Raw genomic sequence first — 14,536 nt, 5'->3', positions numbered from 1 at the left:
GAAGGGAAGATGAGCCGTCAGCGCGGCGAAAAATGCGGGCCTGTCGGCGCTCCTGCGGGGCGGCGGATGGCAGAGTCGTCCATGTTGAGCGGTTGCGCTTGCAAATGAGAGTGATTATTAACCGGTAATTTCCGGGGCCCGGCAATCGCCAGGACATTCGTTTGCGCGGCTTTTTCTTTTGATTGCGCGGCAAGTCCCGGCAGTACGGGGCACAAAAGCTAAAGGATAATCATTCTTAATTACATAAAAGGATTTTCCTGATAGCGTATGGCCTCTTTTCCGGTCAACAGGGAGTTCGCCATGCTCAGCCCCAACGCTGCGCCGCAGCCTGTCCAAAGGGATTTCACCCTGCACTTTCCCAATCCGCAGCACGCCGGGACGGCGGCCGTGGTGCCGGAAATCACCTTGTCCACCGGGACGGTGCTGATGGACAGCCCGATGTGGATGCAAGAGCCGCTCTGGCAAGGCCTGAAAATCATCCTGGTGCTCAGCGGCCAGCTCAACTGCCGAGTCGAGGGCCAACCGGAGGTGGAGATTCGCGGCCCGACCCTGTGCGCCGTGGCCAACCAGGGCGAACATTGCGGCGACCACCTGTTCGCCAGCGGCGTGCCGGTGCGCTACACCACGGTGCAGTTGGATTTTCCCGCCATCCGCAAGGCCGGTCTTGAACCCGAGCGCTTGCTGAACCCCCTTGGCGGCGGCCCGATGCTGTTCTGCCAGCCGGCGAGCAAGCCGCTGCTGGCCCTGGCCCAGCAGATCGCGACCTGTCCGCTGCAAGGCCCGACCCGCTCCTTCTACCTGGGGGGCAAGGCCCTGGAACTGACCGCCCTGGGGGTCGAGGGCCTCCTCGCCCACTCCGAATCGCGGCCGCAGCAGGACAGCCCCGGCAACGCCTCGGACATCGAGCGCATCCACGCCGCTCGCGACCTGCTGCTGCGGTCATTGCAGGCTTCGCCTTCGCTGTCCGAGCTGTCGCGTCAAGTGGGGCTGAACCCGCGCAAGTTGACGGCCGGCTTTCGCCAAGTGTTCGGCACCAGCGTCTATGCCTATCTGCAAGAGCAGCGCTTGGGCGAGGCGTATCGCCTGCTGGCCAGCGGCGAAACCAACGTCTCCAGCGCAGCCTACCGGGTCGGCTACAGCCCGGCACACTTCTCCACGGCCTTTCGCAAGCGCTTCGGGGTGTCGCCCAAATCCTTGCGCTGAGCCGCCCTGGCCTTGAATACCTGGTGCCTTGAACAACGCCGCAGCCTGGCGGTGTGAAACCGCGCGCCGGCTGCCCCGGGCACCCTGCCCGCGCGGTGCCGCAAACGAAAGAAATGGTCGCTCAAGCCAAAGTTTTAGGCGGCAACCCAGGCGCACAAATGAGATACGTTTGCATTCTCATTTAATCCCCATCACGGAGTGAAGCATGGGTAGCCGCGTTGCGCACCAAAACACCCAAGGTTGGCCGGCCGATTGTCCGGTCCTGCGTCCGGCGCTGCGCCGCAGTTCGCTGGCGTGCCTGATCCACAGCCTGGCCCTGGGCCTGTCGTTGACCCAGGCCGGCGCCGCGCTGGCCGCCGATGGCGAGGCCGACAAGGACCACACCCTGACCCTGGACACCAGCGTGGTCAGCGCCACCCAGGTCGATTCCCCCACCGGCCAGCAAAGCGGCTACGTGGCCAAGCGCAGCCTCAGCGGGACCAAGACCGATGCCTCGCTGAGTGAAATTCCTCAGTCGATTTCCGTGATCACCCGCGACCAGATGGATGCCCAGCAGGTGCAGTCGGTGAACGAGGCGCTGCGCTACACCGCCGGGGTCCAGGCCAATACCACCGCCGCCAGCCAGCGCTTCGACACGATCTCGATCCGCGGTTTCGACGTCACCACCGGCATGCTCCGCGATGGCCTCAAGGGCAACACCGCCCAGGCCTGGCCCAAGGTCGAAGCCTATGGCCTGGAACGCATCGATGTGCTCAAGGGCCCGGCCTCGGTGCTGTTCGGCCAGAACTCGCCGGGGGGCGTGGTCAACCAGATCAGCAAGCGACCGCTGGAGCAGCCCTTCCATGAAGTGCAGATCCAGGGCGGCAGTTTCGACCGGGCCCAGGGCCAGTTCGACTTCAGCGGCCCGCTGGACGATGAAGGGCAGTTCCTCTACCGCCTGGTGGGCCTGGAACGTGACAGCGGCACCCAGTTCGAGCACATCAAGGACGACAAGCAGTACTTCGCGCCCTCCTTCACCTGGAAGCCCAACGACGACACCCGCCTGACCCTGCTGGCCGACTACACCCAGGATGCGTTCGGCGCACCCAGGGTGTCCCTGCCGGCCCAAGGCACCCTGCTCGGCAACCCCAATGGCAAGCTCAAGCACAACGTCTTCCTCGATGAACCGGGGCTGGACAACCACCGCACCCAGTACTCACTGGGCTACTTGCTGGAGCAGCGCCTGAACGATGTCTGGAGCCTCAATTCCAGCGCCCGCTACGGCCACGTCAACCTGCTGACCAACACCGCCAGCGGCATGTCCCTGGAGTCGGATCTACGCACGTTGAAGCGCTCTGCCTATCGCTTTCGCATCGTCGGCGACACCTACTCCCTGGACAACAATGCCCAGGCCCGCTGGAATCTGGGCAGCACGCAAATGGTGTCGCTGCTGGGGGTGGACTACCGGCGCACCCGCGAGGACTACTACCTGCGCGGCGGCGCTGCCTCGCCCATCGACATCTACAACCCGGTGCATGGCGGCGTGTTCAACCCCAGCACCCCCTTTACCAACACCGTGCAGCGCGCCGATCAGGTCGGGGTCTACGCCCAGCAGCAGTTCACCTTCGACGAGCATTGGGTACTCAGCGTCGGCGGGCGCCAGGACCGCTCCAGCGCCCGCACCGACAATCGCCTGGAACATAGCGGGAGCAAGCAGAACGACGAAAAGTTCACCTACCGCACCGGCCTGGTGTACCTGGCGGACAACGGCCTGGCGCCCTACATCAGCTACTCCACGTCCTTCGACCCGGTACTGGGCACCAACTTCTACGGCACGCCGTACAAGCCCACCAGCGCCAAGCAATCGGAAGTGGGGGTCAAGTACCAACCGCCGGGCATCGACAGCTACATCACCCTGTCGCTGTTCGACCTGACCCAGGAAAACGTCCTGACCACCGACCCGGCCGAACGCCTGAACAAGATCCAGACCGGCGAGATCAACGTGCGCGGCATCGAGCTCGAAGGCAAGGCCAGCCTGGCCCGGGGCCTGGACCTGCTGGCAACGCTGACCTACAACGACGCCGAGGTGAGCAAGAGCAACAACCCGCTGGAGAAGGGCAAACGCCCCACCGACACCCCGGAAAAAATGGCCTCGCTGTGGGCCGACTACACCCTGCCCGAAGGCCCTTTGGGCGGCCTGGGCTTTGGCGCCGGGGTACGTTACATCGGCTCCACCCAGGCCGATGCCGCCAACACCCAGCGCGTGCCCTCCTACACCCTGCTGGATGCGGCGGTGCACTACGACTTCGACAAGCTGATCCCGGCGGCCAAGGGCCTGCGCCTGGCGGTGAACGCCACCAACCTCACCGACAAGCACTACTACGAAGGCTGCTCGCTGACCAATTGCAGCGCCGGTTATGACCGCAGCGTCATCGCCAGCCTGCGCTACCGCTGGTAAGCCGCCGATGCTGCCCATGCGTGAGATCTGGCTGCGGCTGCATCGCTGGCTGGCCCTGAGCCTGGGGCTGCTCCTGGCGTTGTTGGGCCTGAGCGGCGCCTTGCTGGAGCTCAAGGGGCCGATCCTGCGCTGGGAGGTCGGTGCGCCGATGCTGCAACTGGCCCCCGGCGAGCACGGCACGCTGCTGGAACAGGACGCCTGGATCAGGGCCGCCTCCGACGCCTATCCGCAGTTGCACAAAGTCTTCGGCGCGGCGCCACCGCGCCAGGGCTTTCTCGAATCGGACAACGTGATCGTCTTCGGTGCCCTCAAGGAGCGCCCCGGCACCGGCATCGCCATGATCGATCCCTACACCGGCGCGCCCCGGGGCTTCTTCGTCTTCGAGGACCTGTGGCTGGCCAAGCTGGTGGCACTGCACCGCAGCCTGCTGTTGCCGCAGGCCTGGGGTTCGACCCTGGTGCTGGTGTGCGGCCTGGTGTTGCTGGGCTCCCTGGGCAGCGGCCTGTACCTCTGGTGGCCGGGCCGCCGCAGCTGGTGGAAAGCCGCCAGCCTGCGCCCCGGCAGCCAGGGCACCCGGCGCCTGCGCGAATGGCACAACCTCGCCGCCGCGTGGCTGAGCCTGCCCTTGTTGCTGATTGCCGCCAGCGGTGCCTGGCTCGCGCGCCCGGAGCTGTTTGGCTGGCTCACAGCCACGCCGATGGCGGTCAAGCCGCTGTTTTCCGCCGCCCACGGGCACCTGCTGCTGGGCACACCCGGCGCCTGGCTGGGGTTTCTCTGCGGCCTGTCATTACCCCTGCTGTACATCACCGGCCTGTTGCTGTGGTGGCGCAAGCGCGTCGCTCGCCGGGCCGTTCAATCGTTCAAGGAAACCTTACATGACACACCGTGATTTCTTGCGCCGCGCCCAGCGCGGGCTCTTGCTCGGCCTGCTGCCCCTAGGCCTGCTGTGGGCCGCCACCGCCAGCGCCGCGACCCTCACCGATCTGGCCGGGCGCCAGGTCCAGGTGCCGGAGAAAGTCGAGCACATCCTCCTGGGTGAAGGGCGGATGATCTATTCGCTGTCGCTGCTCGAAGGCCAGAATCCCTTCGCCCGCCTCGCCGGTTGGCAAGGGGACTTTCGCGGCCTCGACGTGCAGGGCTACGAGGCCTACCACAAGGCTTTCCCCGAGGCAGACAAGGTGCCGCTGGTGGGCGGCACGTCCGCCGAGACCTTCAGCGTCGAAAAGGCCCTGGCGGTGCACCCGGACCTGGCGATCATGGCCCTGAGCGGCGGCCACGGGCCGAGCCCCGACAGCGAGGCGGTGAAGCAGCTGGAAGCCGCCGGGGTGGCGGTGATCTTCGTCGACTTCAGCGACCATCCCCTGAGCAACACCGTGCCCAGCATGCGCCTGCTGGGGCAGGCCCTGGGCCGTGAACGGCAGGCCGAGGCGTTCATCGCCTTCTACCAGCAGTCCCTGGCCCGGGTCAGCGACACCCTGGCCAAGGCCGGCAACGTCAAACAGCCGAAGATCTTCGTCGACATGCTCGCCGGTTTGCAGGATTGCTGCGGCTCCCCGGGCACCGGCAACTTCGGCGAAATGATCAAGCTGGCGGGCGGGCGCAACATCGCCGACGGGCGCATCCCCGGGCCGATTGGCGTGCTCAACGTGGAATACATCCTCTCCAGCGATCCGGATGTGTACGTGGCCACCGGGGTCTTCGCCGCCGGCCAGGGCGGCGTGACCCTGGGGTATTCCGCCACCCTGCAACAGGCTCGGGACAGCCTGCGCCAGGCCGCCAACCGCGCACCGCTGAACGAGCTGCGGGCGGTGCGCGAGGGCAATGTGCATGGCCTGTGGCACATTTTCTATGACTCGCCGGAGCACCTGATCGCTGTCCAGGCCCTGGCCAAGTGGCTGCACCCGGAACTGTTCAAGGACCTGGACCCGGACCAGACCCGACGCGAGCTGTACCAGCGCTTCATGCCGATTCCCGCCAGCGGCGTGTTCGCCACGAGCCTGCAACCATGACCCGGGCCGCCACCGAGGTGCAGGAGCGCATCGCCAGCGGGCATTACCGCAAACGCCATGGCCGCCGGGTGCTGCTGTTGTCCGCCCTGGCCCTGGCCTTGCTGCTGTCCCTGGCCCTGGATATTACGACCGGGCCTTCGGGCATGAGCCTCTCGCGCCTGCTGCAGGTGCTCTGGGACCCGGGCTCGATGCCCCGGGTCGAGACGGTGATCGTGTGGAACGTGCGCCTGCCCTACGCGCTGATGGCGGTGTTGGTGGGCGCGGCCCTGGCCCTGGCCGGAGCCGAGATGCAGACCGTGCTCGACAACCCGCTGGCCAGCCCCTTCACCCTCGGCGTGTCCGCCGCCGCAGCCTTCGGTGCGGCGCTGGCGATTGTCCTGGGCCTGGGCATTCCCGGGGTGCCGGCGCAGTACCTGATCTCGGCCAACGCCTTCCTCTTCGCCCTGGCCTCGGTGGCCTTGCTCTACCTGCTGGCCCGCTGGCGCGGCTTCGGCGTGGAAAGTCTGGTGCTGTTCGGCATCGCCCTGGTGTTCGCCTTCAACGCCCTGGTGGCCCTGCTGCAGTTCGTCGCCACCCAGGACAGCCTGCAGCAACTGGTGTTCTGGACCCTGGGCAGCCTGGCCCGGGCCTCCTGGGAAAAGCTCGCGCTGCTGGCCCTGGCCCTGGCCCTGTGCCTGCCGTTTTCCCTGCGCCAGAGCTGGGCCCTGACCGCCCTGACCCTGGGCGAGGAACGGGCCCGCAGCTTCGGCATCGACGTTGGCCGTTTGCGCCTGCTGGCGCTGCTGCGCATCAGCCTGCTGTCGGCCCTGGCGGTGTCCTTTGTCGGCACCATCGGTTTTATCGGCCTGATCGCCCCGCACATCGCCCGCCTGCTGGTGGGCGAGGACCATCGGCTGTTCCTGCCGGCCAGCGTGCTCAGCGGTGGGCTGATCCTGTCCATGGCCTCGATCGCCAGCAAGGCCCTGATCCCCGGGGTGCTGGTGCCGGTAGGCATCGTCACCGCCCTGGTGGGCATTCCGTTCTTCATGGCGATTGTCATGCGCAACCGCCGAGGTGTCCTGTGAGCCTGACCGCCCCTTCCCCGCCCGGGCTGTGCACCGCTGGCCTGAACATGCATTACGGCAGCCGACAGGTACTGCGCGACGTGAGCCTGCCGCCCCTGGCCCCCGGCACCCTGACCGCGCTGATCGGCCCCAACGCGGCGGGCAAATCGACCCTGCTGCGGGGCATCGCCGGGTTGCAGAAAACCACCGGGCAGGTGCTGCTCGATGGCGTCGACCTGAACCGCCTGCCCCAGGTCGAACGGGCGCAGCACATCGTCTACCTGCCCCAGAGCCTGCCGGAGCGCACCCGCCTGTGCGCCTTCGAAGCGGTGCTCAGCGCCGCCATGGCCGGGCATCGCGGTGCCGGCTTCGCCCCTGGCCGGCCCAGTGCCGCGGTGCTGCACGGGGTTGAGCAGGTGCTGCAAGACCTGGACCTGACCGCCCTGGCCGACCGCCCGATCGACGCCTTGTCCGGTGGCCAGCGCCAACTGGTGGGGCTGGCCCAGGCCCTGGTGCGCCAGCCCCGGGTGCTGTTGCTGGACGAACCCACCAGCGCCCTGGACCTGTACCACCAGTGCCAGGTGGTGGAGGCCATCACCCGCGCCACCCGCGAACGCCAGTTGATCACCCTGGTGGTGGTCCACGACATCAACCTGGCCCTGGGTTTCAGCCAGCAGGTGGTGGTGCTGCACAACGGCGCCGTGGCCGCCGCCGGCCCGGCCCTGGAGGTCATCAATCAAGCGTTGCTGCGCGAGGTCTACGGCGTCGACGCCAGCCTGGAACTAGTCCGCGGTCGAGCGCTGGTGATGGTCGACGGCCGCCTGCCCTTTCATTCAACCCAGAGATAACTCATGAGCGACACGCAACCGCTGCCCCTCGACACGCTGCAAACAGGCCACGCCGCACCGACCTTCGACCTGCGGCCGCTGCTGCTGGCCAACCTGACCTGCACCATGGCGATGATGGCCTTCGTCTCGCTGATCGGCCCCATCGCGCGGATTCTCGGCCTGGCCACCTGGCAGGCAGGCATGGCGGTGACCGTTTCCGGGGTGATCTGGATGCTCCTGGCCCGGCCCTGGGGCCGGGCCAGCGACCGCCTCGGCCGACGGCGCATCCTGCTGCTGGGCACCGGCGGCTTCACCCTGGCCTTTATTGCCCTCAGCCTGTTCATCGACCTGGCGCTGCACGCCCTGCCCTCGGCACTGCTGGCGTTTGCCGGGCTGCTGCTGGGACGGGGCCTGATCGGGGTGTTCTATGCAGCGATCCCGGTGGGCGGTTACGCGCTGATCGCCGACAACATCGAACCCCGACACCGGGCCCGGGCCATGGCGTCCCTGGGGGCGGCCAACGCCTGCGGCCTGGTGCTGGGCCCGGCGATTGCCGCGCTACTGGCGCGCCATAGCCTGAGCCTGCCGTTCTACGTACTGGCCGTGCTGCCGCTGCTGGGCTTCGCCTTGCTCAAGGCGCGGCTGCCGCGCCAGGAGCGGCACCTCAAGCAGCCGCCCAAATCGGTGCGCCTGAGCGACCCGCGCCTGCGCCGACCGTTGCTGGTGGGGTTCGTCGCCATGCTGTGCGTGGCCATGGCGCAGATCACTGTCGGCTTCTTCGCCCTCGACCGCCTGGGCATGGGCCCGGCCGAGGCAGCGCAGACCGCCGGTGTCGCCCTGACCCTGGTGGGGGTGGCGCTGATCGCCTCGCAACTGCTGGTACGCAAGCTGGAGTGGCCGCCACTGCGGATGATTCGCATCGGCGCCCTGGTGGCGGCGCTGGGTTTTGCCGGATGCATCGTCGCGGCCCAGGCCTGGGTGCTGTGGCTGGGGTTCTTGGTTGCGGCCGCCGGCATGGGCTGGATCTTCCCCTCCTTCGCTGCCCTGGCCAGCAACGCGGTGGACGCCGCCGAGCAAGGCGCCACCGCCGGTTCCGTCGGCGCGGCCCAAGGCCTGGGAGTGGTGGTCGGCCCCCTGGCGGGCACCCTGATCTACGGGCAGGACCCGCGCCTGCCCTACCTGCTGGCGGCGCTGCTGCTGGTGCTGGTGGCCTGCTGGCCTGAAGCCCGACGCCGCTAACCTTGGCGGGCGTTCCCGCCCCCTGCGAACTGTAGCCGCTGCCGAGCCTGTGGCGAGGCTGCGCAACCCGTTCGCAACCTGGGCTACAAGAGGCCGCCTCGATTCCCGCGACTTGCGCAATCCTGTAGCCGCTGCCGAGCCCCGGCGAGGCTGCGCAAAGGTCCGCAGGACCTTGCCTGGCGATCTGCCGCCGAACCCGCAGCACTCTTGAGAGCACCGCATCCCTTCGGCGCACTGCCGCGCAGAGCGTTCGCAGCCGGCGGCAGCGGCTACAGGTTGCTGCGGGTGATGCGCCGCAGGGCCAGGCTGTAGAGCAGCAAGGCCAGACTCGCCAGGGCGCCGCCCGCCAGGCCGACATAGGCAAACCCCAACTGTCCGCCGACCCAACTGCCCAACAGCGCACCAGCGCCGATGCCGATGTTGTAGATCCCGGAGAACATCGCCATCGCCACATCGGTGGCGTCCGGCGCCAGCACCAGCACCTTGGATTGCAGGGCCAGGCCAAAGCCCATGATCGCCATGCCCCAGGCCACGCTCAGCGCCACCAGGGACCAGACGTGACCGTTGAGCGGCAACAGCAGGCTCAGGCACAGCGCCAGCAACAGCACCGCGGTCAGCAAGAAGCCCTGGGGGCTGTGGCGATGCAGCACGCTGAACAGCAGTGAACCAATGATCCCGGCACCACCGAACACCAGCAGCACCAGGGTCACCACCTCCCCGCCTAGCCCGGCCGCCACCTTGATAAAGGGCTCGATGTAGCTGTAGGCGGTGAATTGCGCGGTGACCACCAGCGCCGTCAGGCCATAGATCGCCACCAACGCCGGGCGCTTGAACAGCAGCGGCAAGCTGCGCAGGGAACCGGAGTTCTGGCTGGGCAACAGCGGCAAGCTGCGCATCAGCCACAGCACCAGCAAACCGGCCATGGCCGCGATCACACTGAAGGTGGTGCGCCAGCCCAGGGCCTCGCCCAGCAGGCGCCCCAGGGGAATCCCCAGAACCATGGCCAGCGAGGTGCCGGTGGCCAGCAGCCCCAAGGCTTGCACTTGCTTGCCCGGCGGCGCCAGACGCACCGCCAGTGACGCGGTGATGGACCAGAACAGGGCATGGGCCAGGGCCACGCCGATGCGGCTGAGCATCAACAGACCGAAGCTGTTGGCCAGGCTGGACAGCACATGGCTGACGATGAACAGCCCGAACAGCACCGTGAGCAACCTGCGCCGCTCGACGTTGCGGGTCAGCAGCATCACCGGCAGCGAGGTCAAGGACACCACCCAGGCGTAGATCGTGAGCATCAGCCCGACCCGCGCGGTGGGCAGTTCAAAGCTGGCGCCGATGGCGCTGAGCAGCCCCACCGGCACGAACTCGGTGGTGTTGAAGACAAAGGCCGCCAGCGCCAACGCGATGACCGGCTGCCAGTTGCCTTGAGGTGTAGCCGCGGAGTTGCTCATGGGCGGGTCGTAATACTCTATCGATGATCGAACAGGTCCAGGACCCGATAAAAATGCACAACCCGGGCCAGGAACCATGACCGGGGGCTGCCCGCTTGCGCAGCTGGTGCTGCGGTATCGCTGCCTGTTTTTTTGCGCGACACAGGCTGGCAGGCGCCTGATCAGTTGCCCTGCGCCGCCTCGAAGACCGTCATGGCCAGCGCCACCCCTTTGAGCAGGCGCGCCTGGGTGACCCCGTCCCGGGCCTGTACCGACAGCCCGTGCAGCACCGTAGAGTAATAATCCCCCAGGGAAGTTGCATCGGTGTGTGCCGGCAGTTCGCCGGATTGCACCGCCGTTTCCAGGCGCTGGATGATGCTCGCGGTACGAGCCCGGCGATGCTCGGCCAGCCACTCACGCACGCCGTCGTTGTCGCTGGAGCAGTTCACCGCCGAGGACACCACCATGCAGCCCTGGGGATGACCGGCCCGGGTGTAGAGCGCCACCGCCTCCTTGAGCATGCGCTCGATGGCGACATAGGCGCTGGCTTCGCCCAGGGCCTGGTCGGCAAAACCGCCCTCGTGGCTTTCATAGAGTTCGATGGCCTCGCGAAACAGCGCCTCCTTGGAACCGAAGGCGGCGTAGATCCGCGCCGAGGCGATCCCCAGGGCCGCCACCAGATCGGCCATGGAGGTGGTTTCAAATCCACGGGCCCAGAACAGCTCAAGCGCTTGGCGCAACGCCTGGTTGCGATCGAATTCGCGGGGTCTTCCAGCCATGGGGGTCGGGTATCTCGTCAGGACAAGGAAACTGACCGGCAGGGGCCGGTCAGTGGGTTGGCGCAAGGCGCCGCGACGAAATGATATTAGATTTGCACCGGCCCCGGCCATTTTCCATGGCCCGGGACCGCCTGCCCTTTCTTCAGTCGGCGCCCTCCTGAAGAAAGGGCAGCAGGTGAGCGAGGAACTCCTCCGGCGCCTCTTCCATGATGAAGTGCCCGCAGTCGGGCACGATGGCGCCGCGCAGATCCGTGGCGTGGCCCTGCAGGGTCAGCAAGGGCGCATCGTTGGTGGCGTGCTCGGCGCCGATGGCCAGCACCGGCATTGCCAGCGGCCGCTGCGCGCGCAACTGATTCTGGCGCACGGTCTCGGGAATCGCCCGGTAATAGGCAAAACCCGCACGCAGGCCACCCGGCGCGGCGTAGGCCTCGATATAGACCTCGGTGGCCACCGCCTCGCGGCGATGGGACCAGTGATCGAAGATGTAATTCAGGTAGGCACGCTCGCGTCCGGCGATCAAGGCTTCCGGCAAATCCCGCAGCTGGTTGAACATGAAGTGCCAGAGAAAGATGTTCTGCTCTGGCGCGACGAAGATCGGCGGCGCCGCCGCCAGCCCCGGGATCACCGCTTCGGTCAGCGCCAGGCGCTCCACCGCCTGCGGATGATCGCTGGCCAGGGCATAGGCGATCCACATGCCGACGTCGTGGCCGACCACGCTGTAGCGCTCGAAGCCCAACTGCCCCATCACCTGGTGCAGCACCCCGGCCACATGGCCGGTGTCGTAGCCCTGCTCCGGGCGGTCGGAGTGGCCGCTGCCCGGCGGGTCCACGGCAATGGCCTGGAAGCCTCGGGCGGCCAGGGCCTGGATCACTTCGCGCCAGGCGTACCAGGTCTGCGGCCAGCCGGGAATCAGCAGCACCGGCCGGCCTGTGCCGGCGCTGACACAGTGGATGCGCTGGCCGTCGATGCGCACATAGCGATGGGTCAGGCCGCCAGTGTCGGCCTGGGTGTTGTCGGTGAATGCTGTCATGGGGGTTCTCTTGATGAAGGGTTCAGGCAATGCCGAGCATGCGGTTGATCTGTTGGCGGTCGATCCCGGCCCCGGCGAAGTCGTCGAAGATCCGCTCGGTGACCTGGATCATGTGGCGGTTGATGAACTCGACACCTTCCCGGGCGCCGTCCTCCTGATCCTTGAGGCAGCACTCCCACTCCAGGGTCGCCCAGCCCGGGTAGTCGTATTGCGCCAGCTTGGCAAAGATCCCCTTGAAGTCGACCTGGCCGTCGCCCAGGGAACGGAAGCGCCCGGCCCGCTCGACCCAGGAGCTGTAGCCGCCGTAGATGCCCTGGCGGCCGCTGGGATTGAACTCGGCATCCTTGACGTGAAACATGCGGATGCGCTCGTGGTAGATGTCCAGGTAACTCAGGTAGTCCAACTGCTGCAGCACGAAATGGCTGGGGTCAAAGAGGATGTTGCAGCGCGGGTGACGGTCGACCAATTCATAGAAGCGCTCGAAGCTGGTGCCATCGTGCAGGTCCTCGCTGGGATGGATCTCGTAGCACAGGTTGACCCCCTGCTCGTCGCACACATCGAGGATCGGCCGCCAGCGTCGCGCCAGCTCCTCGAAAGCGGCCTCGATCAAACCCTCTGGACGTTGCGGAAAGGGAAACAGATAAGGCCAGGCCAGGGACCCGGAAAAGGTGCCCATGTCACCGAGCCCCAGGCGGCGCGAGGCCTTGGCCGCCAGCTTCATCTGCTCTATGGCCCAGGCCGTTCTGGCTTGGGGATTGCCCCGCAGCGCCTGGGGCGCGAAGTTGTCGCACATTGCGTCGTAGGCCGGATGCACCGCCACCAGCTGGCCGAAGATATGGCTGGTCAGCTCACTGATCACCAGACCCTTTTGCGCCAACTGACCCTTGAGGTCATCGCAGTAATCCTGGCTGTCCGCCGCGGTGGCGACGTCGAACAGACGCGCATCCCAGGCAGGAATCTGCAGTGCCTTGAAACCCAGATCAGCAGCCCACTGGGCAATGCCCGACAGGCTGTTGAAGGGGGCGATATCGGCACTGAACTGTGCCAGGTGCAGGCTGGGGCCCTTGAGGGTTTTCATCGAATTGCTCCCTATTCTTTGCTGATCGACAAAGAATAGGGAACCGCTGTTGCCACGTCAATCATCGGTGTGCGGAAAATGCTTTGGGGGCGGGCTGATCACCGGTAGCAGCTGGCTTGCCAGGGATGGCGCCGTTCTGCAAACGCGAACGCGCCGGGTACATGAACGGGAAGCGCATGGCGCTCTCCACGCACTCGCCAGCTCGCACACGTTCAGTTGTTGGTTTCGCCTATCAATGAGTCCTGCGGGCAATAGCCTTCTACAACTGAATGAACAGCACATCATGAATGTGACTAAAGACTCAGTGAAATCAATTCATTACCCCTCAACTAATAGCCCAGCATAAAATGCAGCTCAATGATCGATAGCTTAGAAACACCACTAAGCAAAAGAACCTAGCAATAACATTGGAAAGTACAGAGAACCGATAAATAAACTCAGGTTCCATCTCGGAAACCAGGACGCCATGAACAAAGAGCTTACATTTACCATCAAAAGCATTTGCTTCGACGAAAACTATCACCCCTCCGAAAACACCCGTATCACTACCAATTTCGCCAACTTGGCCCGTGGCAAAAGCCGCCAAGACAACTTGCGCAACACGTTGAAAATGATTGACAACCGCTTCAATGCCTTGGCGCATTGGGACAACCCCAAAGGCGATCGTTACGCTGTCGAACTTGAAATCGTTTCCGTTGAAATGGACATTGATACTGAAAACAGTGGCAACGCCATCCCTTTGATTGAAATACTGAAAACGAACATTTTCGACCGAAAGACCAATGAACGCCTGGAAGGCATTGTCGGAAACAACTTCTCCTCTTACGTACGAGATTATGACTTTAGCGTTCTGTTATTGAACCACAACAAGGACCAGCCAGAATTCAGCACTCCCGATAACTTTGGAGAGCTGCATGGAAAGCTGTTCAAGCACTTCATCCACTCAAGTGCCTACAAAAAAAACTTTAGCAAACCACCGGTTATTTGCCTCAGTGTTTCCAGCAGCCGAACCTATCATCGGACTGAGAACCAGCACCCTGTCTTGGGCTTTGAATACCAGCAGGATGAATATTCTTTAACCGATGATTACTTCAAGAAGATGGGATTGAAGGTTCGCTACTTCATGCCTGCAAACAGCGTTGCGCCTTTGGCTTTCTATTTCGTCGGCGACTTGCTCAGTGACTACACCAATCTTGAGTTGATCAGCACCATCAGCACGATGGACACCTTCCAGAAGATTTACCGCCCTGAAATCTACAATGCCAATTCTGCGGCAGGAAAATCCTATCAACCAAGTCTGAAGCACCAGGATTACTCACTGACTCGTATCGTCTATGACCGAGAGGAACGTAGCCGCCTGGCTATTGAGCAGGGGCAGTTTGTTGAGGAGAACTTCATCAAGCCGTACCAGGCCATCCTTGAGCAGTGGTCCGCCCATTGCGCTCTTTGACTCATTGAAATCAC

The 14,536-nt window shown here is 65.0% G+C and carries 12 protein-coding genes; 8 read left to right on the top strand and 4 right to left on the bottom strand.

What is annotated here, in order from left to right; all coding sequences use genetic code 11:
- The first annotated feature begins 300 nt into the window (after positions 1 to 300).
- The 7 genes from PLD_RS12815 (at position 301) to PLD_RS12785 (ending at position 8,758) form a co-directional block, all read left to right on the top strand.
- Positions 301 to 1,203 (top strand): AraC family transcriptional regulator, encoded by a 903-nt coding sequence (locus tag PLD_RS12815; RefSeq protein WP_159893120.1) that lies wholly within the window; start codon positions 301 to 303, stop codon positions 1,201 to 1,203.
- A gap of 205 nt (positions 1,204 to 1,408) precedes the next feature.
- Entirely contained in the window at positions 1,409 to 3,640 is a 2,232-nt protein-coding gene (locus PLD_RS12810) for a TonB-dependent siderophore receptor (RefSeq protein WP_159893118.1), read from the top strand.
- Positions 3,641 to 3,656: 16 nt separating this feature from the next.
- On the top strand, positions 3,657 to 4,529 hold the full coding sequence (locus PLD_RS12805; protein WP_256674611.1) for a PepSY-associated TM helix domain-containing protein: 873 nt from the start codon (positions 3,657 to 3,659) through the stop codon (positions 4,527 to 4,529).
- Entirely contained in the window at positions 4,516 to 5,649 is a 1,134-nt protein-coding gene (locus tag PLD_RS12800; RefSeq protein ID WP_159893114.1) for an ABC transporter substrate-binding protein, read from the top strand. Before PLD_RS12805 ends, PLD_RS12800 begins: the two co-directional genes overlap by 14 nt.
- A complete protein-coding gene (locus tag PLD_RS12795) occupies positions 5,646 to 6,713 on the top strand; it encodes an iron ABC transporter permease (protein ID WP_159893112.1) in 1,068 nt (355 codons plus the stop codon). Before PLD_RS12800 ends, PLD_RS12795 begins: the two co-directional genes overlap by 4 nt.
- The gene (locus PLD_RS12790; protein WP_256674609.1) at positions 6,710 to 7,540 is read left to right on the top strand and encodes an ABC transporter ATP-binding protein; all 831 of its coding nucleotides are present in this window, start codon (positions 6,710 to 6,712) and stop codon (positions 7,538 to 7,540) included. The genes PLD_RS12795 and PLD_RS12790 overlap by 4 nt, the downstream gene beginning before the upstream one ends.
- Before the next feature lie 3 nt (positions 7,541 to 7,543).
- The gene (locus PLD_RS12785) at positions 7,544 to 8,758 is read left to right on the top strand and encodes an MFS transporter (protein ID WP_159893110.1); all 1,215 of its coding nucleotides are present in this window, start codon (positions 7,544 to 7,546) and stop codon (positions 8,756 to 8,758) included.
- A 269-nt stretch (positions 8,759 to 9,027) separates the two neighbouring features.
- Here PLD_RS12785 and PLD_RS12780 read toward each other — a convergent pair whose 3' ends face one another.
- From PLD_RS12780 to PLD_RS12765, 4 genes are all read right to left on the bottom strand, one after another.
- Positions 9,028 to 10,206, bottom strand: a complete 1,179-nt coding sequence (locus PLD_RS12780; RefSeq protein WP_159893108.1) for a sugar transporter — start codon at positions 10,204 to 10,206, stop codon at positions 9,028 to 9,030.
- A 161-nt stretch (positions 10,207 to 10,367) separates the two neighbouring features.
- Positions 10,368 to 10,964, bottom strand: coding sequence for a TetR/AcrR family transcriptional regulator (locus tag PLD_RS12775; protein WP_159893106.1), 597 nt, complete (start codon positions 10,962 to 10,964; stop codon positions 10,368 to 10,370).
- Positions 10,965 to 11,106: 142 nt separating this feature from the next.
- Positions 11,107 to 11,994 (bottom strand): alpha/beta fold hydrolase, encoded by an 888-nt coding sequence (locus PLD_RS12770; protein WP_159893104.1) that lies wholly within the window; start codon positions 11,992 to 11,994, stop codon positions 11,107 to 11,109.
- Between the two features lie 22 nt (positions 11,995 to 12,016).
- Positions 12,017 to 13,072, bottom strand: coding sequence for a sugar phosphate isomerase/epimerase (locus PLD_RS12765; RefSeq protein ID WP_159893102.1), 1,056 nt, complete (start codon positions 13,070 to 13,072; stop codon positions 12,017 to 12,019).
- 466 nt (positions 13,073 to 13,538) lie between these two features.
- On the opposite strand from PLD_RS12765, the gene PLD_RS12760 reads away from it, so the two are divergent.
- Positions 13,539 to 14,522, top strand: coding sequence for a DUF1852 domain-containing protein (locus PLD_RS12760; protein WP_159893100.1), 984 nt, complete (start codon positions 13,539 to 13,541; stop codon positions 14,520 to 14,522).
- The last annotated feature ends 14 nt before the right edge of the window (positions 14,523 to 14,536 follow it).

This window comes from Pseudomonas sp. LD120, assembly GCF_009861525.1.
Classification (GTDB): domain Bacteria; phylum Pseudomonadota; class Gammaproteobacteria; order Pseudomonadales; family Pseudomonadaceae; genus Aquipseudomonas.
The sequence above is the reverse complement of the archived record's forward strand: the minus strand, read 5'-3'. Positions and strand labels throughout refer to the sequence as shown.